Below are 20,788 nucleotides of genomic sequence, written 5' to 3'. Positions count from 1 at the left end.
GGGGGGGGGGCCCCCCGGGGCGCCCCGGGGCGGCCCCCCCCCCCCCCCCCGGGGGCCCCCGGGGCCCCCGGGGGGGGCCCCCCCCCCCCCGGGGGGCGCCCCCCCCCCCGTCCCCGACCCGCTCCGTACCGGTCAGCCGCCGGTGCTGTTCCAGTCCGGGGTGCTGGTGCCGACGCCCGTGCCGCTGCCGCTGCCGCTGCCGGTGTGGGGCGGGGTGGCGGTGCCCGTGGTGGCGCCGTCGGCCCGGACCGAGACGGTGCTGCCGGCGGACGGCCCGGCCGGGTGGGACGCGGTGGCCAGCAGGACGGCGGCACAGCCCGTGGTGACCAGGATCGCGGCCTTGCGCAGGATCGAGGACTCGGGGGAACGCTGCTTCATGGGATGCCGTCCGCTCTGGCGAGTAGGAGTTCTGCAGTGGGCGAGCCCGGGTGTTCTCGTGGTGCCCCGTTCGGCTCGACACCGAGTCTGGTCGACCGCGATATACGGTCGATATTCGCCTGATCGCCGGGCCGGGGGAGGCCGTCGCGGCCGCGACGACCGCCCGTAGATCCCCCTCCCGGAACATCTGTGCTGCGGCGGCCGACCACGGTTCCAGCCGCGTCAACCACAGGTGTGACCGGGAGGGATCGGCATGGACGGCGTAGCGCCGGTGGCCGGCTTCGGTGGGCTGCTCAAGTACCAGCGCGAACGGACCGGACTGACCCAGCAGTGCCTGGCCGACCACGCCTCGCTGAGCGTGCGGGCCGTGCGTGACATGGAGGCGGGCCGGGTGCAGCGCCCGCGCCAGGAGACCGTGCGACTGGTCGCGGACGCCCTCGGCCTGCGGGGCCGCGCCCGCTCGCTCTTCGAGGCCGCGGCCCGGCAGCGGGCCCTGGTGGAGGAGCTCGCCGCCCCGCCGGCGCCGCGCGGCGCCATCATCGGCCGCGAGGCGGAGTCGGAGACGCTCACCCAGGCACTGACCGGGCACGGCGACCGGCTGCTGTCGCTGGTCGGGCTCGGCGGGGTCGGCAAGTCCCGGCTGGCACTGGACGTGGCATGGCGGGTGCACCACACGGCGCGCTGGTCGGTCCGCTGGGCCGCCTGCGGCGAGCCGCAGGCCGGCGCGGCCCGGGCGCCGTTCGCGGGCCCGGCGGGGACGACCACCGCGCACGGCGGACTCGACGGGCTCACCGACCTGATCGAGGACCGGCCCACCCTGCTGGTCCTGGACGGCGCCGACGACACCGTCGGCCCCGCCGTCCTCGACGAACTGTTCCGCCGGTGCCCGGAGTTGAGGGTTCTGCTCACCTCCAGGGCGCCGCTGGGGCTGGACGGCGAACAGGTCGTCCCGCTGGCGCCGCTCGCCGTTCCCGGGCCCGACCCGGACCCCGAGCGGGCGATGGGGACCGCCGCCGTACGGCTGCTGCTGGCCCACATGCGGCGGCTGCGTCCGGGCCTGGCCCTCGACCCCGCCGACCGGCCCGAGGTCGCCGCACTCTGCCGGTACCTCGACGGGCTGCCGCGGGCTCTGGAGTACGCCGCGGGCTGGACCCTGCTGGAGTCACCCGCCCGGCTGCTGGACCGGCTGGCCGCCACCCCGTTCAGCCTGCCCGCCCCGCCGGTGACCCTGTGCGAGCGCGGTGACCTGCGCGACACCCTGGACGAGGCGAACCGCCGACTGACCGACCGGCAACGGGAGTTGCTGGTGCTACTGGCCGCGGAACCGGGCGACTGGTCGGTGGAGGAGGCCGCCGCGGTGAGCGGCCGGCCCCTCCAGGACTGCCGGGCCACCGTGCAGGAACTGCTGCTGCGCGGCCTGGTGCGGCTGGTGCCCGCCGGGGACGGTGCCCGCTTCGCCGTGCTCAACCTCCTGCGCACGCTGTGCCGGGAGCACCGGGGGGCGACCGCCCCGGCCACCGGCGACCGCACCGCGCGGCCGCCCCACCTCGCAGCGCTGGCCTCGTGACCAGCCCCGATCGACGGAGAATCCCGTGACGTTCGCAGCAGCCTCGCCCGCCGGTCTGGACATCGTCGTGTCGACCATGGCATCGGACGCGCACACCTGGAACCTGGTCTTCCTCCAGATGTTCCTGGAGGAGCGCGGCCACCGGGTCACCAACCTCGGGGCCTGCGTCCCCGACGACCGGCTGGTCGAGCACTGCCGGCAGGCGGCACCGGACCTGATCGTGCTCAGCAGCGTCAACGGCCACGGCACGCTGGACGGCCTGCGGGTGGCCCCCCAGCTGCGGGCCCGGCCCGAACTGTCGGACACCCCCATGGTGATCGGCGGGAAGCTCGGCATCACCGAGGAGGACGGCGTGCAGGCGGGCCGCTCGCTGCGGGCGGCCGGCTTCGACGAGGTCTTCACCGGGCCCGACTCGATCGAGCGGTTCACCGCGTACCTGGCCCGGTGGTCCGCGGCGGTCCCGGCATGACGGCCGCGGCCTCGTTCGGGGGCTTCGTGGCCCGGGCGCACGCGGCAGGCACCCTGGTCGTCCAGCCCCGGATGGGCATGGCCGGGCCCGGGCCGATGCGGGCCGGTCTGCAGGCCACCAAGCGGGCGGCGGCCACCACCGTCGGCACCATCACCGTGGACAGCTACACCAGGACCGGTGAGACGGCCGCCGCCCGCCGGGCCCTGGACGAGGGCGCCGCGCTCAACGGCTACCCGATCGCGACCCACCCGGTCGAGGTCACCCGCGGCGTGCTGGAGGGCATCGTCGGACCGGACTTCCCGGTGCAGGTGCGGCACGGCTCGGCCCGGCCCGAGCCGATCGTCGCCGCGCTGCTGGCCGTCGGCCTGCACGCGACCGAGGGCGGGCCGGTCTCGTACTGCCTCCCGTACAGCCGCACCCCGCTGGCCGTCGCGGTGGCCGACTGGGAGCGGGGCTGCCGACTGCTCGCCGACGCGGCGCGGCCGGGGGTGACGCCCCATCTGGAGACCTTCGGCGGCTGCATGATGGGCCAGCTCTGCCCGCCCGCCCTGCTGGTCGCGATCAGCGTGCTGGAGGCGCTGTTCTTCCGGCAGCACGGGCTGCGCAGCGTCTCGCTCAGTTACGCCCAGCAGACCAACGTCCGGCAGGACGAGGAGGCCGTCACCGCGCTGGCCCGGCTCGCCGGCGAGCTGCTCCCGGACGTCGAGTGGCACGTGGTGCTCTACGCCTACATGGGCCTCTACCCGCTCTCCCCGGGCGGCGCCCAGCTGCTGCTGGACGAGGCGGCCGGGCTGGCGGTGCGCACCGGCGCGGCCCGGCTGATCGTCAAGACCACCGCCGAGGCGCACCGGATCCCCACGGTCGAGGAGAACGTCCGCGCCCTGGAGACCGCCGCCGCGATCGCCGCCGGGACGACCGCCGGCACGGCCCTCCCGGCTGCCGACAGCGTGACCTACGCCGAGGCGCGGGCGTTGGTCGAGGCCGTCCTCCAGCTCGACGACGACGTCGGCCGGGCCCTGGTCCGGGCCTTCGCCGCCGGCTACCTGGACGTGCCGTTCTGCCTCCACCCCGACAACGCGGGCCGGGCGCGCGGCGCGCTGGACGCCGACGGCCGGCTCCAGTGGGCCGACACCGGCGCGCTCCCGCTGCCCGGGGGGCCGGTCCGCGGCCACCGCGCCGTCCTCGGCGCCGCCCAGCTGATCGACGCGCTCTCGTACGTCCAGCGCAGTTACGACCGGCGGGCGCTCGCCACCCGCTGACCCCCGGCCGACCCCGCACGACACCCGCCGGCCCCGCCCGACACCCGACCACCATCCGAGCACATCCGACGACGGGAAGACCGAACATGCCTGACGACGGCCGTACCCCCCTGCCCGGGACCAGGTCCCACCTCACCTCCCCGGCCACCCGCAGCACCCTGCGGATCCAGGGCGGACTGCTCGCGGCCGCCCGCGAGCACCTCACCTCGGCCGGCTTCACCGAGCTGCTGCCGCCGGTGATCGGCCCGGTCACCGACCCCGGTTCGCGCGGCGCCAAGCAGGTCGACGTCGACTTCTACGGCCACCGCTACAAGATGATGACCAGCGCCATCCTCTACAAGCAGGCCTCGCTGCTGGCCTTCGACAAGATCTTCTGCATCGCCCCCAACGTCCGGCTGGAACCGCTGGAGACCGCCCACACCGACCGGCACCTCGCCGAGTTCCACCAGCTGGACGTCGAGGTGGCCGGCGCCGGGCGCGACGACGTCCTCCAGCTGATCGAGGACCTGGTGGTCCACATGGTGCGCCGCACCGGGGAGACGCTGGCCGAGGACTTCGCCGCGCTGGGCCGGGACCCGGACGCCTTCGCCGACCTGCTGCGCGGCGGCTTCGGCCGGACCACCCACGCCGACGCGGTGGCCGAACTGCGGGCCGTGGGACACGACCAGAGCCCGGACGCGGAGATCGACTGGGCCGGCGAGGCACTGCTGTCCCGCAAGGCGAGCCGCCCGTTCTTCGTGACCGACTACCCCAAGGGCTCCCGCGGCTTCTACGACCGCGAGTCGCGCACCGAGCCCGGCGTCCTGCGCAACTTCGACCTCATCGCGCCCGAGGGCTACGGCGAGCTGTGCAGCGGCAGCGAGCGGACCAACGACTACGCCGACATCGTCACCCGGATCCGCGAGACCGGGGAGAACCCGCAGAAGTACAGCTGGTACCTCGACCTGGTCCGCGCGGGCGTCCCCGCGAGCGCCGGCTTCGGCATCGGCGTCGAGCGGCTGACCCGCTACGTCGCGGGCCGCGAGTCGGCCTGGCAGGCAAGCGCCTTCCCGAAGCTGCCGGGAGTGGTTTCGCCGTGACCACGACCACCCCCACCCTTCGGTCGACCACCGCGCCTGACACGGCCACCGCCCCCGTTCCCGCCGTGGCCACCGCCCCCGGTTTCCCCGAGCAGGAGGTCCGCCGCCGGGCCGGGCTCGGCGCGCCCGCCGCCTTCCCGCCCGCCGACTCCTACGGCCGGGTACTGCTCGGCGCGGGGGCCGCGCCCGCCGGTGACGGCCTGGACGAACTACGCCTGGTGCCACCGGTCTTCATGCCCCGGCGGCTGGCCAAGCTGATCGACCTGGGCCGGGAGCCGATGTACCGGGACGTCGACCTGGCCACCGCGATCGGGGGCTTCGCCGCCCCGCTGCCGGTGTACGTGTCGGCGCTGGGCTCCACCCGCGCCGCCGGCGGCGACCCGGGCCTGGCGCTCAGCCGCCAGGCCGGCGCGCTCGGTGTGCCGATGGTCATCGGGGAGAACGTCGTACCGGTCAACGGCTACGGCCGGCTGGACGAGGACGCCTCCCGCTCGCTGCTCGGCCGGCTGCGCGCCTACACCGAGCAACTGCCCGACGGGCTCGGCGGCGTGACCGTCCAGCAGAGCACCGAGGACGCCGACGCCGAGGTCTGGAACCTGGTCTACAGCGACCCGGCGGCCCGCGTGCTGCTGGACTCCGGCCGGCTCGGCTTCGAGTTGAAGACCGGCCAGGGCGCCAAGCCCGGACTCGGCGGGATGACCGTGCTGGACGCGACGGAGGCCGCCCGGCTGGACGGCCGCTACGGTCTCGACCCGGACCTGCTGGACGGGCCGTACGTGCTGCGCTCCAGCAGCCCCGGAACCTTCACCGCGGAGATCCTGCGCCAGCAGGTCCGGTTGATGCGCAACAACTTCCCGCGGGCCCGGACCTGGGTCAAGCTCCACCCCGGCCGGGACGTGGCCGAGGCGGCCCGGGTGGCGGCCGACGCCGGCGCCGACGCCGTCACCGTGGACGGCGCCGAGGGCGGTACCGGCTGGGCGCCGCTCGCCTTCACCGCCCAGGTCGGCCTGCCGCTCGCCGCGTGCCTGGGCCGGCTGGCGGCCGCGCCCGTCCCCTGTCTGCTGGTGTCGGGCCGGATCTGGGAGGGTTCCCGGGCCGTCAAGTGCCTGGCGCTGGGCGCCCGGGCGGTCGGCCTCGGCCGCGCCGCGCTGCTCGCCGTGGCGGAGGACCCGGAGCACGGCCTGATCCGCCTGCTGGACTGCATGGCCGCCGAACTCCGCCTGCTCATCAGCGCGTTGGGCAAGTACTCGGCCGCCGAGCTGGGCCCGGAGGACCTCTGGGCCCCGGGCACGCCGTAGCCGCGGCAGCCGAAGCCGCAGCCTCCCGAGGCGCCGCCCTGCGCCGCTCTCCCCACCGACTTCCGCCCCGGCCGACCGAGTCGCCCGGTGGCAGCGGCGACCGACGCCGCCTCCGTCCCCCTTCCGAACTCCTTCACCCAGCGGGGTAGAACCATGTCCTCACACGGAATCACAGACGCTTTCGCGGCGGCGGTGCGCAGCCACCCCGACCGCCCCGCGGTGCGGGGAGCGGACCGCAGCCTCGACTACGCGGAACTCGACCGGCTGAGCGGGGCCCTGGCCGAGCGGATCGTCCCGGGCCAGGTGGTCGCGGTGTCCGCCCGGGACCGCGTCGACCACGTGGTCGGGCTGCTCGCCGTGCTCCGGGCCGACGGGATCTACCTCCCGCTGGACGCCGGGGCGCCCGCCGAGCGCAACGGGTTCATCGCCCGGGACGCCGGGGCGACCGCCTTCCTGACCGACGGCGTGCTGACCGTCCCCGACTCCCCGGCGGAGCCCGCCGGCGGGGCCGGCTACATCATCTACACCTCCGGAACCACCGGGCGCCCCAAGGGAGTCCACGTCGGCGCCGACCGGCTCGCCGAGCACCTCGGGGCGGCCGTCCGGGCCTTCGGGACGACCGCCGCGGACACCGTGCTGCAGCTCGCCCGCCCCACCGTGGACGTGGCCATCGAGCAGGTCCTCACCGCGCTGACCACCGGCGCCCGCCTGGTCGTCCCCGGCCAGGCGCTGCTCGCCCCGGGCGAGCTGCTCGGCCTGCTCGCCGAGGAGGGGGTGACCGTCGCCAACCTGTCGGCCGGCTACTTCCAGGAGATCGTCACGGCCGTCCGGGCCGGCGCCGCCGTCCCCGCCTCGCTGCGGCTGATGATCTCCGGCAGCGACCGGCTCTACCCGGAGGCGGCCGCCGCCTGGCGCGAGGCCACCGGGGTACCGCTGGTGAACGCGTACGGCCCGACCGAGACGGTGATCACCTCGACCGTCCGGGAGCTCACCGCCGCCGACGTCCTGGTGCCGATCGGCGACGCCCTGGGGGAGCGCGCCCTGTACGTGCTGGACGACCGGCTGCAGCCGGTGGCCCCCGGCACGGCCGGCGAGCTGTACATCGGCGGCCCGCTGCTCGCCTCCGGCTACTGGGGGCGCTCCGGGCTCACCGCCGAGCGCTTCACCGCCGACCCGTACGGCCCGGCCGGCGCCCGGATGTACCGCACCGGCGACCTGGTCCGGCGGGACGGGCGGGACGGCGCGCTGGTCTTCCTCGGCCGCGCCGACCACCAGCTGAAGATCCGCGGCTTCCGGATCGAGCCGGGCGAGATCGAGCAGACCCTGGCCGCCCACCCGGCGGTCGCCGCCTGCGTGGTCACCGCCCCGGAAGGGCGGCTGACCGCCCACCTCACCGCCGTCCCCGGGGCCGCCCCCGCCCCCGGCGAGCTGCGGGACTTCCTCGCCGGCCGGCTGCCCGAGCACATGGTCCCGGCCGCCCTGGTCGTCCTGGACGCCTTCCCGCTGACCGCGAACGGCAAGATCGACCGGGCCGCGCTGCCCGCGCCCGGCCCGGAGGCCGCGGCCGGCGAGGCCGCCTGGGTCGCGCCGCGCACCGAGGCCGAGCAGCTGCTCGCCGCCGTCTGGTCCGACGTGCTGGGTGTGTCCGGGGTGGGCGCCCACGACAACTTCTTCCACCTCGGCGGCGACTCGCTCACCGCGGTGCGGGTGGTCGGCCGGGTCGCCGACGTGTTCGGCCTGATCTCCCCGTACGCGATCTTCGACGCCCCCACCCTCGCCGAGTTCGCCGTCGCCGTGACCACCCCGGAGGGCGAGCAGCGCCCCGCGCTGACCCGCACCGGCCGCACCGAGGCGCCGCTGTCCGGCTTCCAGCGCGGCCTGTGGTTCCTCGACCAGTGGAACCCGGGCGCGCCCACCTACAACGTGCCGTGGGTGTTCCGCTTCGACGGCGCCCCGGAGCCGGAACTGCTGCGCACCGCCCTGGAGACGGTGGTGGCCCGGCACGAGAGCCTGCGCACCGCGTTCGTGTTCGGCGAGGAGGAGCCGCTCCAGGTGGTCCGGGAGCGGATCGAGCTGCCGTTCACCGTCGCCGACGCGGCGGAGGCCGACCTCGACGGGCTGATCACCGCGGCCGCCCGGACCCCGTTCGACCTGGAGACCGACCCGCTGCTGCGGGCCCACCTGCTGCGCGTCCCGGCCGGGCGGACCGTACTGGTGCTGGTCATGCACCACATCGTGTGGGACGAGGGCTCGCTGGCCGTGCTGGAGCGCGAGCTCAAGGAGGCGTACGAGGCGCTGCGCGCCGGGCGCCCGCACCACCTGCCCGAGCCCGCCGCCCAGTACGCGGACTACAGCGCCTGGCAGCGGGAGCCCGCGGTGAGCGCCGCGGTCGGCGGCCAGCTCGCCTACTGGGAGCGGCAGCTCGCGGACGCCCCGGTGGCCGAGGTGCTGCCGGTCGACCACCCGCGCCCCGAGCTCCAGGCGTTCCGCGGCGCCCACCACTCCTTCGCGGTGCCGGAGCCGGTGGCCCGGGCCGTCCGGGAGCTGGCCCGGGGCGAGGACGCCACCCCGTACATGGTCCTGCTGGCCGCGCTGGCGATGACCCTGCACCGCCGCTCGGGCGCACCGGACCTGGTGATCGGGGCCCCGGTGAACGTCCGCAACCGTCCCGAACTCGCGGACATGATCGGCTACTTCGTCAACCTGCTGCCGCTGCGGCTGCGGGTCGGCACGGACACCGACTTCCTCGACCTGGTGCGCCAGGCCCGGGACGTCTCGATCGGCGCCTACCGCAACCAGGAGGCCCCGTTCGATGCCATCGTGGACCGGGTCGTCACCGACCCGCCGCAGGACCGCAACCCGCTCTGCCAGGTCGTGCTGGAGATGCACGCGCTGGACTCCCGCCCGCTCTGCGTCGACGGCATGGCCGTCACCCGGGAACTGCACATGCACGGCGTCTCCCGGTTCGACCTGTCGATCTCGGTGGACGACCGCGGCACCGGCTTCACCGGGCGCTTCGAGTACGACTCCGACCTGTTCGAGCCTGCCACGGTCGAGGCGCTGTGCGAGGCCTGGCTCGGCACCCTGGCCGCGGCCGTCGCGGCCCCGGTGCACCGGCTGTTCGAGGCCGCCGCCGCCCGCACCCCCGGGGCCATCGCGCTGATCGCCGAGGGCGCGGAGCTCTCCTACGGCGAGCTGGAGCGCCGCGCCAACCGGCTGGCGCACCACCTGGCCGGCCGGGGCGTGGGCCGCGGCACGGTGGTGGCGATCCTGGTCGAGCGCGGCTTCGACCTGGTGGTCGCCCTGCTCGCCGCGCTCAAGACCGGCGCCGGGTACACCCTGCTCGACCCCGACTTCCCGGCCGCCCGGCTCGCCGCAGCCGCCACCGACAGCGGGGCCCGCCACCTGGTCACCCACCGCGGCGCGGCGGTCCCGTTCGACTGGTCGGGCGAGCACGTCGACCTGGACGCCGTCGCCGGCCTGCTCGCCGGGGCCCCCGACCACGCCCCGGACGTGCCGGTCACCGGCGCCGACCTGGCCTGCGTGATGTTCACCTCCGGCTCGACCGGCCGCCCCAAGGGCGTCGCCGTCCCGCACCGCGCGCTGACCACGACCTACCTCGGCCAGGACTACGCCCGGTTCGGCCCCCGCGAGGTCTGGCTGCAGTGCGCCCCGGTCTCCTGGGACGCCTTCGCCCTGGAACTGTACGGCGCGCTGCTGTTCGGCGGGGTCTGCGTGCTCCAGCCGGGCCAGCGGCCCGACCCGGAGGCCATCGTCGAGCTGACCCGCCGCCACGGCGTCACCCAACTCCAGCTCTCTGCCAGCCTGTTCAACTTCCTGCTGGAGGAGTTCCCGGACGTCTACTCCGGGCTGCACACCGCCTTCACGGCCGGCGAGCGCGCCTCGGTCACCCACGTCGGCAAGGCCCTGGAACGGTTCCCCGGGCTGCGGGTGGCCAACGGCTACGGCCCGGTGGAGAGCCTCGGCCTCACCACCTGCCACACCGCCCGCCCGGAGGACGCCGCCACCGGGTCCATCCCGATCGGCCGCCCGCTCGCCGGCAAGGGCGTGCTGGTGCTGGACGAGGCGCTGCGGCCGGTCGGGCCGGGGGTCACCGGGGAGCTGTACGCCAGCGGTGACGGCCTCGCGCTCGGCTACTGGGGCCGGCCCGGGCTGACCGCCACCCGCTTCGTCGCCGACCCGCACGGCGGCTACGGCCGCCGGCTCTACCGCACCGGGGACCTCGGCCACCGCACCGCGGACGGCCTGCTGGAGATCACCGGCCGGGCCGACGACCAGATCAAGATCCGCGGCTTCCGGGTCGAGCCCGGGGAGATCGAGGACCTGCTCACCCGGCACCGCGACGTCCGGGAGGCGGCCGTCACCGTCCACGAGACGGCCACCGGGGACCGCCGGCTCGCCGGGTACGTCGTCACCACCGGGCCGGACGCCGACACCGAGTCCATCCTCGCCTGCCTGGCCGAGCAGGTGCCGGCCCACATGGTCCCGGCCACCCTCGACGTCCTGGACGCGCTGCCGCTGAACGCCAACGGCAAGGTCGACCGCCGCGCCCTGCCCGCCCCGGCACCCGTCACCCGGACCGTCCCGCCCGCCGGGGCGCCGTCCGGGCAGGCCGGGGCCGGGGAGCCGGAGGCCGGCCGCGCGGCCGACGTCGAGCGCATGGTCCTCGACGCGATGCGCGAGGTGGTCAAGGCCGAGCACGTCGACCGCCACGCCAACTTCTTCCGGATCGGCGGCAACTCGCTCACCGCGGTCCGCCTGGCGATGCGGCTGTCCCGGGCGACCGGCACCCGCGTCCTCCCGCAGCTGGTGTTCCGGGCCAGGACGGCGAGCGCCATCGCCGAACAGCTCCTGCAGCGCTGACCCCCGCCGACCGCACACCCACGAGAGAGGTACGAGAACAGTGAGTTCAGCCACCGACACGGCCGTCGCCCGGGTGGCCCCGGTCTCCGGGCTCCAACGGGGCCTGTGGTTCCTGGACCGGTGGGACCCGCAGGCCGCCACCTACAACATCCCCTGGGTGTTCACCTTCAGCGGGCCGGTCGACCCGGCCTTCCTGGAGCACGCGATCGACACCGTGGTCGCCCGCCACGAGGCCCTGCGCACCACCTTCGAGCTGCGCCCCGAGGGCCCCTGCCAGCTGGTCCGCGAGAGCCTGCACATCCCGCTGGGCGTCACCGACCTGCGCGGCCTGCCGGACCACGAACAGCGCCGCCGGGCCGAGGAGCTGACCGCCGCCGAGGCGGCCGCCCCGTTCGACCTGGAGACCGGACCGCTGCTGCGCGCCTCGCTGCTGCTCCGCTCCGACACCGGGGCGACCCTGGTCCTGGTCGTCCACCACATCGTGTGGGACGGCTGGTCCGCGGACGTCTTCGAGACCGAGCTCGCCGAGGTCTACACCGCGCTCACCGAACACCGCCCGCCCCGGCTGCCGGAACTGACCGCCCAGTACGCCGACTACGCGGCCGAGGAGGCCGCCACCTCCTACCAGGAGCACCTCGCGCACTGGAAGGAGCGGCTGGCCGGCGCCCCCGGGCTGCTCGAACTGCCCACCGACCGGCCCCGCCCCGCCGTGCCGACCCACCGCGGCCGCACCGAGGCCTTCGGACTGCCGACCGGCACCGCCGACCGGGTGCGGGCGCTCGCCGAGGCCGAGGGCGTCACCCCGTTCATGGTGCAGCTGGCCGCCTTCGCCGTCCTGCTGAACCGCTACACCGGAGCCGAGGACCTGGTGATCGGCACCCCGGTCACCACCCGCGACCGGCCCGAACTCGAAGGCCTGGTCGGCTACTTCGTCAACATGCTGCCGCTGCGGATCCGGCTCGGCGCCCGCACCACCTTCCGCGAACTGCTGCACCGGGTCGAGGACGAGGCCTTCGAGGCCTACGGCTACCTCGACGTGCCCTTCGACACCGTCGTCGACCACCTCGGCGTCGAGCGCTCCACCCGGCACACCCCGCTCTTCCAGGTGGTGTTCGGCTCCCACACCGAGAACCGCGCCCCGCTGGGTTTCGGACCGGTCCACGCGGACCGCCGGGTGCACTCCAATGGCACCACCAAGTACGACCTGACCTGGTCCGTCTACGACGACGGCGAACTGCGCGGCGAGGTCGAGTTCCGCTCCGACCTGTTCGACAGCGACACGGTGCGCCGGATGAGCGACGACTGGCGGGCCCTGCTGGCCGGCGCGCTGGAGCAGCCCGACCGCACGGTGCGCGAACTCGCCGGGCCGGCCGCGCCCGCCGGGCCGCCGCCGGACGTCCCCGCCGGGCGCAGCCTGCACCGGCTGTTCGAGGAGGCGGTCGACACCCACGCGGACCGCACCGCCGTCAGCTGCGGGGCCGTCGCGCTGAGCTACCGCGAGCTGGACGAGCGGGCCAACCGGCTGGCGCACGCCCTGATCGCCCGCGGGGTGCGCCCCGGCGACCGGGTCGGCCTGCTGCTCGACCGCACCGAGGCGATCCCGGTGTCCGTCCTCGGTGTGCTCAAGACCGGTGCCGCCTACGTGCCGGTGGACCTGACCGCGCCGGCCGACCGGGCGGCCGCCGTCTTCGGCGACACCGAGGTCGCCGTGGTGCTCACCGACCGGCCCGAGCGGGTTCCGGAGGGGCCCTGGCAGGTCTTCGAACCCGCCGTCCGCACCGAGGAGTTGGCCGCCCGACCGACCGGCCGTCCGGAGGTGGAGGTCCGCCCGGCGGACACCGCGTACATCATCTTCACCTCCGGCTCCACCGGCCGCCCCAAGGGCGTCGCCGTCGCCCACGAGCACGTCAGCCGCCTGATGGCGGCCGGGGCCGGGCACTTCGCCTTCACCCCGCAGGACGGCCAGGAGGTGTGGACGCTCTTCCACAGCTACGCCTTCGACTGGACGGTCTGGGAGCTGTGGGGCGCCCTGCACCACGGCGGCCGGCTGGTCGTCGTCCCCTACGTCACCAGCCGCTCGCCGGAGGAGTTCGCGGAACTCCTCGCCGAGGAGGGCGTCTCCTTCCTCTGCCTGACCCCGTCCGCACTGCGCCAGCTCGAAGCCGCCCTGCGCCGTCGCCCGCGCGCGCTGCCCGCACTCAAGCAGGTGATGCTCGGCGGCGAGGCCCTGGACCCGGCGGTGGTGGAGCGCTGGTACGCCCTGGAGCCGCGGCCCCGGGCCCGGATGTGCAACCTGTACGGGATCACCGAGACCACCGTCCACGTCACCACCCACGACATCGACGGGCCGGACGGCTTCGAGCGCAGCCTGATCGGCGACCCGATGCCGCACCTGAGCGCCGTGGTGCTCGACGACTGGCTGCGGCCCTGCCCGGTCGGCGTGCCCGGCGAGCTGTACATCGGCGGCGGCAGCCTCGCCCACGGCTACTGGGCCCGCCCCGGGCTGACCGCCACCCGCTTCGTCGCCGACCCGTACGCGGCCACCCCCGGCGCCCGGCTCTACCGCACCGGCGACGTGGCCAAGCGGCTGCCCGACGGCGGACTGGAGTACCTGGGCCGGGCCGACTTCCAGGTCAAGCTGCGCGGCTTCCGGATCGAACTCGGCGAGATCGAGGCCGCGTTGGCCGCCCACCCGGACGTGGACGGCTGCGTGGTGACCGTCCACGACCAGCGCCTGGCCGCGTACGTCACCGGGCGCGAGCCCGCCGGGACGCGCGAGTTCCTCGCCCGCTCGCTGCCGGACTACATGATCCCGGCGAGCGTCACCGTACTGGCGGCCCTGCCGCTGACCGTCAACGGCAAGGTCGACCGCCGGGCCCTGCCCGCACCCAGTGCGCCCGCCGAGCCGCGCGCCGAGGCGGGCCACGTCGCCCCCCGCACCCCGGTCGAGCAGGGCATCGCCGAGGTGTGGTCGCAGGTCCTCGGCGTCACCGGGATCGGCGTGCACGACGACTTCTTCCACCTCGGCGGCGACTCGATCCGCGCCGTCCAGCTGGCCGGCGCGCTGCACGAGAGCGGCTGGGCCGTCACCCTGCGGGACGTTTTCAACGCCCCGACCGTCGCCGCCCTCGCCCCGCTGGCCCGGCCGGTGGCCGACGCGGCGGGCACCGCCGAGCCGTTCGCCCTGGTCGACGCCGATGTGCGGGCCGAACTCCCGACCACCGTGGTGGACGCCTACCCGATGGTGTCCATGCAGCTCAGCATGGTCTTCCACATGGAGATCGCCGGGGCGACCGACAGCTACCACAACGTCAACAGCTACCGGATCGCCGGCCCGCTGGACGAGGACGCGTTCCGCCGGGCGGTCGCCGAGGCGATGGGCCGCCACCCGGTCCTGCGCACCGGCCTCGACCTCGCCGGCCACCGCGAGCCGCTCCAGCTGGTGTACGGCGAACTGCCGCCCCCGGTCGGCTTCGAGGACCTGCGCGGGGCTCCGGAGGAGCGGCGCGAGGCGCGCATCACCGCCGTCTTCGAGCAGCACCGCTCGACGCCCTTCGACCTGATGGAGCCGCCGCTGTTCCGGGTCACCGTGCAACGGCTCGACGACGCGTCCTTCCAGCTCACCGTCTCCGAGCACCACGCCATCCTGGACGGCTGGAGCTTCACCTCGCTGCTCACCGAACTCCTGGAGCGGCACACCGCGCTGGCCGCCGACCCGGGCGCCCCGCCGGCCGCGCCGCCCGGTTCCGCCTTCCGCGACTTCGTCGCGGTCGAACGGGAGGCCGCCGACGACCCCGAGGCGCTCGACTACTGGCGCGCCAAGCTCGACGGCGTCAGCGGCGTGCTCTGGGAGGGCGCGGGCTCCACCCACGAGCTGGCCCGCACGGTGGAACGCGTCCTGCCCGACGCCCCCGGCCAACTGCGCCGGGTGGCCGACGCGGCCGCCGTCCCGGTCAAGTCGGTGGCGCTCGCCGCCCACCTGCGGGCGCTCCAGCGGATCACCGGCCGCGACCGGGTCACCACCGGACTGGCCATGAACGGCCGGCTGGAGCGCCGGGGCGGCACCGAGGTGTACGGGCTGTTCCTCAACACCGTGCCGCTGGTCGCCGAGCCCGTCGAGGGTGACCCGCTCGCCCTGGTGCGCGCCGTGCACCGGGAGGAGCTGGAGATGATGCCGCACCGCCGCGTCCCGATCGCCCGGTTGGCCCGGCTGATGGCCGGCACCCGGCTGGACAGCCAGTTCGGCTTCCTGCGCTTCCACGCGCTCGGGCAGCTGAGCGACGCCCGGATCGTGGACGGCCGGATCGGCTGCGAGCCGACCATGCGGCACGAGCCCAACAGCTTCGCCTTCGGCGCCTCGCTGATCCAGGACCCGGTCTCCGACCGCGTGCTGCTGGCCGTGGACCACCAGCGGTCCGTGGTGCCGGACGCGCTCGCCGAGACCTTCATCGACGCCTACGCGGCGGCCCTGGCGGAACTGGACGCGGCCGTGACCGCCGCACCGGCGGCCGCCGGATGAGCGGCCCCGCCGGCGGTCCCACCGGCGGCCCCGCCGGCAGTCCCACGGGCACTCCCACGACCCCCGCGACCGGCCCCGTGCCCCGCCGCCCCGCACCGAACCCGTACCCGCACCCCGCCCGAGAGGAAGCACCCCGCATGACCACCAGCCACATCGACCCGCTCGCCGCGTTCCTGGCCGCCGCCGAGGCCGCCCCCGGGCGGACCGCCGTGCGCGGCACCGACGGCGCGCTGACCTTCGCCGAGTTGGCCGCGCGCACCGCCGCCCTGGCCGGCGCGCTGCGCGCCCACGGCATCGGCCGCGGCGACCGGGTCGGTGTCCACCTGCCCCGGACCACCGACCTGCTGGTCGCCCTGCTCGCGGTCTGGCGCGCCGGCGCGGCCTACGTGCCGCTCGACCCGGACTACCCGGCCGAGCGGCTCGCCTTCATGGCCGGCGACGCCGGCATCTCCCTCCTCCTGACGGCCGGCCACGGCCGGGTGCCGCTGGCCGAAGACGTGCCGGTGCTCGCCCCGGACGCCACCGGCCCGGTCGGCCCCGACACCGCGACCACCGCGCGGGACGCCGCCTACGTCATCCACACCTCCGGCTCCACCGGCACCCCCAAGGGCGTCCAGGCCACCCGCGGCGGGGTCGCCGCGCTGCTCGCCGGCCTGGCCGGGCTCGACCTCTACCGGGCCGAGCCGGGGGTGGTCGGCTGGAGCGCCAGCGTCTCCTTCGACGCCTCGGTGCAGCAGTGGGCCCGGGTGTGCCGCGGCGACACCGTCGTGGTGATCGACCGGGAGACCCGCACCGACCCGGCCCGGCTGGTCGCCCTGCTCGACGAGCACGGCGTGACCGACCTGGACCTCACCCCCTCGCACTGGGAACTGCTGCGCGAGCCGTTCGGCGCCCGCCGGGTGCGCCTGTTCATGGGCGGCGAGCCGGTGCCCGAGCGCACCTGGACGGAGCTGGTCTCCGGCGGCCTCGACGCCCTCAACCTGTACGGGCCCACCGAGTGCACCGTCGACTCCACCGCCACCCGGATCACCGGCACGGCGCCGCACCTCGGCGGCCCGCTGCCCGGCGTCGGCCTGCACCTGCTGGACGAGCGGCTGCGCCCGGTCACCGCCGGCGCCACCGGCGAGCTGTACGTCGAGGGGCCCGGCCTGGCCCACGGCTACCTGCGCCGGTCCGCCCTGACCGCCGAGCGGTTCGTCGCCTCCCCGTTCACCCCCGGCGCCCGGATGTACCGCACCGGCGACCTCGCCCGGTACGCCGAGGACGGCACCCTGCGCTTCGGCGGCCGGGCCGACCGGCAGGTCAAGGTGCGCGGCTTCCGGATCGAGCCCGGCGAGATCGAGGCCGCCCTCACCCGCCACCCGCAGGTGCCCGCGGCGGCCGTCACGGTCCACCGCACCGAGCACGGAGACCAGCAGCTAGTCGGCTACGTCACCACCACCGGGCCCGGGGCGCCGGACGCCGACGCCGTCCTCGCCCACGTCCGGACCCTGCTGCCCGCGCACCTCGTCCCGGCCGCCGTGGTCGTCCTGGACGTCCTGCCGCTCACCCCGAACGGCAAGGTCGACCACGCCGCCCTGCCCGCGCCCCGCCCGCAGCGGGAGTCCGCCGCCCCGGCCGACCCGACGAGCCCGGCCGACGAGGTCGCCGAGCAGGTCGCCGAGGTGTGGCGGACCGTCCTGGGCCGCACCGACCTGCGTCCCGACGACGACTTCCTCGGCCTCGGCGGACACTCGCTCGCCGCGCTCCGGGTCACCCACCTGCTGCGCCGCGCACTGGGCATCGAGATCCAGCTGCGCCACCTGCTCGACTCCCGCGACCTCGCCGACTTCACCGAGACGGTGCGCCGGGCCACCCGCGCCGGCGCGCCGCGCCGCCCGGCCCTGGTCGGCAGCGGGGCGGGCGCCCGGTGACCGCCGCCCCCCGCCCCCGGATCGAGGGCGACTGGCTGTTCGTGCCGGCCCCGCAGCAGCACGACCCGTACCGGCTGTTCTGCTTCCCGCACGCCGGCGGCGACGCCACCGCCTTCACCCCGCTCGGCCACGCGCTGGCCCCGGCAGCCGAGGTCTGGGCGCTGCGGATGCCCGCCCGTGGCGGCCGCGGGCGCCGGCCGATGCCCGCCGACTTCGACCGGCTGGTCGCCGACGTCGTCGAGGCCCTGCGCCCGCACCTGCACGGCCGGTTCGGCTTCTACGGGCAGAGCTTCGGCTCGCTGCTCGCCTACGAGGTGGCCCGGGCCCTGCCCGCCGGGCAGCGCCCGGACGCGGTGATCGCCGCCTCGGCCTCGCCGCCCGGCGACTGGGCCGGACCGACCCCGCCCCAGTGCACCGCCGAGGACCTGCTGCGCCTGGCCGGCATGGGCGAACTCGTCGAAGCAGAACCGGAGTTGAGGGAGCTCGCCCTGCGCGCCATCCGCGCCGACCTGACCGTCCGCGACACCTACCGGCACCGCGCCGGGCCGCCGCTCGCCGCCGACCTCTACGCGATCGCCGGGGACGCCGACCCGATGCTCGACGCCCCCCGGCTGGCCGGCTGGGCGCGGCACACCAGCGGGGACTTCGGCCTCGCCGTCGTCCCCGGCGGCCACCTGCTGGCGACCGTGGAACAGCCCGGCCCGGTGGACGTCCTGACCTCGATCATCGGGCGCGAGCCCGCCCGTACCGGCAAGGAGGAGCCGTGGCTGCGCCCGCTCTCGATCTGATCCCCGCCCAGGCCGCACCGTCGGCCCCCGACCTGAGCGACCCCGCCCTGTGGGAGCGCCCCGACGTCCCGGAACTGGTCGACGGGCTGCGCAGCGCCGCCCCGGTGCAGCGCTCGCAGACCGCGACCGACGGACCGGTCTGGTCGGTGCTCTCCTACGACCTGGCCGCGGAGGTCCTCAAGGACACCGCCACCTACAGCTCCGAGGAGGGCTCGCTGCTCGGAGCGGGCGCCGGCAACACGCCGGTCGGCGCCGGCCGGATGATGGCCCTGACCGATCCGCCCCGGCACCGCGAACTGCGCGCCCCCGTCGTCCCGTTCTTCTCGCCGAGCGGGGTGCGCGGCACCCGGGCCGGGATCGTCGACCTGGCGAACCGGATCGTCGACGGGGCGGTGCGGCAGGGCGAGGTCGACCTGGTCGACGTGGTCGCCCCGCTGCCGCTGACCGTGATGTGCGACCTGCTGGACGTCCCCGAGCAGGACCGCGAGATGGTCGTCAAGGTCTGCGACGACGCCTTCCTGGGCCGTACCGCCGAGGAGCGCCGGGCCGGCCACCAGCGGCTCATCCCGTACCTGATGCACCAGGTGATGAAGCGCCGGGCCGACCCGCGCGACGACCTGATCAGCAAGATGGCCACCTACCGCGTCGCCGGCCGGCTGCTGCCGGTCGAGGACGTCGTGCTCAACCTGGACAACATTGTGGTCGGCGGCGTGCAGACGGTCCGCCACACGGCCGTGATGGGCCTGCTCGCCGTCGTCCAGCGCCCCCGGCTCTGGGAGGACCTGCGGAGCGGCCGGGCCGAGATGGGCGCCGCACTGGACGAACTGCTGCGCTGGACCTCGGTCGGCCTGCACACCCTGCGGGTCGCCGCCCGGGACACCGAACTCGGCGGCCAACCGATCCGCAAGGGCGAGCGGGTGGTCGTCTGGACCTGGGCCGCCAACCGCGACCCGGCCGTCTTCGACCGCCCGCACGACATCCTGCTCGACCGGTCCCCCAACCGGCACCTGGCGCTCGGGCTCGGCGCCCACTACTGCATCGGCGCGCCGCTGGCCAAGTCCGAGCTGACCGCCCTGTTCGAGGCCGTGCTGTCGCGGGTCGAGCGGATCGAGCAGACCGGCCCGGTGCAGTACAACCGCTCGATCATCAACTTCGGCCTGGACCGCTTCCCGGTGCGCCTGATCGCCCGCTGAACTTCCGCCCAGCTGCCGGAATTCCTGCCGGGCGGCGGCGGATCCCGCCGATAGCTTGGAGGCACCCGGACGGCCCGCCCGCCCCGCGGGCACCGCGCCCGTCCGTCCGCCCCACCCCACCCACCACCAGTGCACCGTGCATCGCACGCCCACCCGACGGAGGAACCACCCATGTCGAACCCCTTCGAGGACGAGAACAGCACCTATCAGGTCCTGGTCAACGAGGAGAACCAGCACTCGCTCTGGCCGAGCTGGATCGACGTCCCGGCCGGCTGGACGGCCGTCTTCGGTGAGGACACCCGCCAGGCCTGCCTCGCCCACATCGAGGAGAACTGGACCGACATCCGCCCGGCGAGCCTCGTCGCCGCGCTGGCCGGCTGAGGGCCCGGGACGATGGCGCAGACACTCCACTGGGAGATCGAGCCGGGCCGCCCGGCGCTGACCCGGATCCCCGGCATCGACAGCATGACCGCGGCCGTCGGCTGGCTGCGCGAGCACCACCGGCAGATCGCGCAGGCCCTCGCCGAGCACGGCGCGGTCTTCCTGCGCGGCCTGCCGGTGGCCACCAGCGAGGACGTCGCCGCGGTCCGCGACGTCCTGCTCCCCAACCCCACCCCGTACCGGGAGAAGGCCACCCCGCGCAGCGACTTCGGCAACGGCGTCGCCTCCTCCACCGACCTGCCGCCGAACCAGGCGATCCGGATGCACAACGAGAACAGCTACACCCTCACCTTCCCGGGACTGCTGCTGTTCGCCTGCCTGATCGCCCCCGCCGAGGGCGGCGCCACCCCGGTCGCGGACTGCCGCAAGGTCCTGGCCAACCTCCCGGCCACGGTCCTGGAGCGGGTCCGCGCCACCGGCTGGACCCTCACCCGCAACTACTCCGAGTACGTCTCGCTGGACTGGCGCACCGCCTTCGCCACCGAGGACCCGGCCGCGGTCGAGGCCTACTGCACCGAGAACCACATCGGCTGGGAGTGGCAGGAGGACGGCCGGCTGCGCACCCGCCAGCTGCGCCCCGGCACCGTCGTCCACCCGGGCACCGGCGAGGAGGTCTGGTTCAACCACATGGCCTTCTGGAGCGAGTGGTCGCTGGACCCGGTCATCCGTGAGGCCCTCACCGAGGAGTTCGGCCCGGACGGCCTGCCCTTCAACACCGGCATCGGCGACGGCGTCCCGCTCACCGAGGACGAGGTGGCGGGCATCAACCGGGCCTACGAGGAGGCCACCGTACGGGAGCCGTGGCAGCGGGGCGACCTGCTCCTGGTCGACAACGTCTCGACCTCGCACGGCCGCGACCCCTTCACGGGCGACCGCAAGATCGCCGTCGTGATGGGCGAGCCCGTCGACCTCCTCGCCTGCCGCCCCGGTGTCGCTCCGGCGGCCCTGCCCGCCGGCGCCCTGCCCGCCGTCCTCCCGGCGTGACCCCTCCCGCACAGTG

13 protein-coding genes are annotated in these 20,788 nt (G+C 75.5%); 12 read left to right on the top strand and 1 reads right to left on the bottom strand.

Annotation, left to right across the window (positions count from 1 at the left end; translation table 11 throughout):
• Window positions 1-132: 132 nt before the first annotated feature.
• The gene (locus ACIP4P_RS06505; RefSeq protein ID WP_400915400.1) at window positions 133-378 is read right to left on the bottom strand and encodes a hypothetical protein; all 246 of its coding nucleotides are present in this window, start codon (window positions 376-378) and stop codon (window positions 133-135) included.
• A 253-nt stretch (window positions 379-631) separates the two neighbouring features.
• Between ACIP4P_RS06505 and ACIP4P_RS06500 the strand changes: the two genes are divergently transcribed.
• From ACIP4P_RS06500 to ACIP4P_RS06445, 12 genes are all read left to right on the top strand, one after another.
• Entirely contained in the window at window positions 632-1,945 is a 1,314-nt protein-coding gene (locus ACIP4P_RS06500; RefSeq protein WP_400915398.1) for a helix-turn-helix domain-containing protein, read from the top strand.
• Between the two features lie 25 nt (window positions 1,946-1,970).
• Window positions 1,971-2,414, top strand: a complete 444-nt coding sequence (locus tag ACIP4P_RS06495; protein WP_400915395.1) for a cobalamin B12-binding domain-containing protein — start codon at window positions 1,971-1,973, stop codon at window positions 2,412-2,414.
• A complete protein-coding gene (locus ACIP4P_RS06490; RefSeq protein ID WP_400915394.1) occupies window positions 2,411-3,673 on the top strand; it encodes a methylaspartate mutase in 1,263 nt (420 codons plus the stop codon). Before ACIP4P_RS06495 ends, ACIP4P_RS06490 begins: the two co-directional genes overlap by 4 nt.
• An 86-nt stretch (window positions 3,674-3,759) precedes the next feature.
• Window positions 3,760-4,752 carry an asparagine synthetase A gene (locus ACIP4P_RS06485; RefSeq protein ID WP_400915393.1) on the top strand — a complete coding sequence of 331 codons (993 nt, stop codon included), beginning with the start codon at window positions 3,760-3,762 and terminating at the stop codon, window positions 4,750-4,752.
• Between the two features lie 65 nt (window positions 4,753-4,817).
• Window positions 4,818-6,050 carry a glutamate synthase-related protein gene (locus ACIP4P_RS06480; protein WP_400916387.1) on the top strand — a complete coding sequence of 411 codons (1,233 nt, stop codon included), beginning with the start codon at window positions 4,818-4,820 and terminating at the stop codon, window positions 6,048-6,050.
• Window positions 6,051-6,203: 153 nt separating this feature from the next.
• Window positions 6,204-10,934 (top strand): amino acid adenylation domain-containing protein, encoded by a 4,731-nt coding sequence (locus ACIP4P_RS06475; protein ID WP_400915391.1) that lies wholly within the window; start codon window positions 6,204-6,206, stop codon window positions 10,932-10,934.
• A 40-nt stretch (window positions 10,935-10,974) separates the two neighbouring features.
• Window positions 10,975-15,453, top strand: a complete 4,479-nt coding sequence (locus tag ACIP4P_RS06470; protein ID WP_400915389.1) for an amino acid adenylation domain-containing protein — start codon at window positions 10,975-10,977, stop codon at window positions 15,451-15,453.
• 137 nt (window positions 15,454-15,590) lie between these two features.
• Window positions 15,591-17,366, top strand: coding sequence for a non-ribosomal peptide synthetase (locus ACIP4P_RS06465; protein ID WP_400915386.1), 1,776 nt, complete (start codon window positions 15,591-15,593; stop codon window positions 17,364-17,366).
• Window positions 17,363-18,154, top strand: coding sequence for a thioesterase II family protein (locus ACIP4P_RS06460; protein ID WP_400915385.1), 792 nt, complete (start codon window positions 17,363-17,365; stop codon window positions 18,152-18,154). Before ACIP4P_RS06465 ends, ACIP4P_RS06460 begins: the two co-directional genes overlap by 4 nt.
• Window positions 18,130-19,347, top strand: a complete 1,218-nt coding sequence (locus tag ACIP4P_RS06455) for a cytochrome P450 (RefSeq protein WP_400915383.1) — start codon at window positions 18,130-18,132, stop codon at window positions 19,345-19,347. The genes ACIP4P_RS06460 and ACIP4P_RS06455 overlap by 25 nt, the downstream gene beginning before the upstream one ends.
• A gap of 171 nt (window positions 19,348-19,518) precedes the next feature.
• Window positions 19,519-19,728: an MbtH family protein gene (locus ACIP4P_RS06450; protein ID WP_350509165.1), complete on the top strand. Its 210-nt coding sequence runs from the start codon at window positions 19,519-19,521 to the stop codon at window positions 19,726-19,728.
• Between the two features lie 12 nt (window positions 19,729-19,740).
• Entirely contained in the window at window positions 19,741-20,772 is a 1,032-nt protein-coding gene (locus ACIP4P_RS06445) for a TauD/TfdA family dioxygenase (protein ID WP_400915382.1), read from the top strand.
• The last annotated feature ends 16 nt before the right edge of the window (window positions 20,773-20,788 follow it).

The sequence above is a fragment of the Kitasatospora sp. NPDC089509 genome, from assembly GCF_044749365.1.
Lineage (GTDB): Bacteria > Actinomycetota > Actinomycetes > Streptomycetales > Streptomycetaceae > Kitasatospora.
The sequence above is the reverse complement of the archived record's forward strand: the minus strand, read 5'-3'. Positions and strand labels throughout refer to the sequence as shown.

Coding starts and splice junctions, on each gene's coding strand:
- ACIP4P_RS06490 (WP_400915394.1), top strand. CDS start 2,411: ATGACGGCCGCGGCCTCGTTCGGGGGCTTCGTGGCCCGGGCGCACGCG.
- ACIP4P_RS06505 (WP_400915400.1), bottom strand. CDS start 378: ATGAAGCAGCGTTCCCCCGAGTCCTCGATCCTGCGCAAGGCCGCGATC.
- ACIP4P_RS06445 (WP_400915382.1), top strand. CDS start 19,741: ATGGCGCAGACACTCCACTGGGAGATCGAGCCGGGCCGCCCGGCGCTG.
- ACIP4P_RS06475 (WP_400915391.1), top strand. CDS start 6,204: ATGTCCTCACACGGAATCACAGACGCTTTCGCGGCGGCGGTGCGCAGC.
- ACIP4P_RS06500 (WP_400915398.1), top strand. CDS start 632: ATGGACGGCGTAGCGCCGGTGGCCGGCTTCGGTGGGCTGCTCAAGTAC.
- ACIP4P_RS06450 (WP_350509165.1), top strand. CDS start 19,519: ATGTCGAACCCCTTCGAGGACGAGAACAGCACCTATCAGGTCCTGGTC.
- ACIP4P_RS06465 (WP_400915386.1), top strand. CDS start 15,591: ATGACCACCAGCCACATCGACCCGCTCGCCGCGTTCCTGGCCGCCGCC.
- ACIP4P_RS06485 (WP_400915393.1), top strand. CDS start 3,760: ATGCCTGACGACGGCCGTACCCCCCTGCCCGGGACCAGGTCCCACCTC.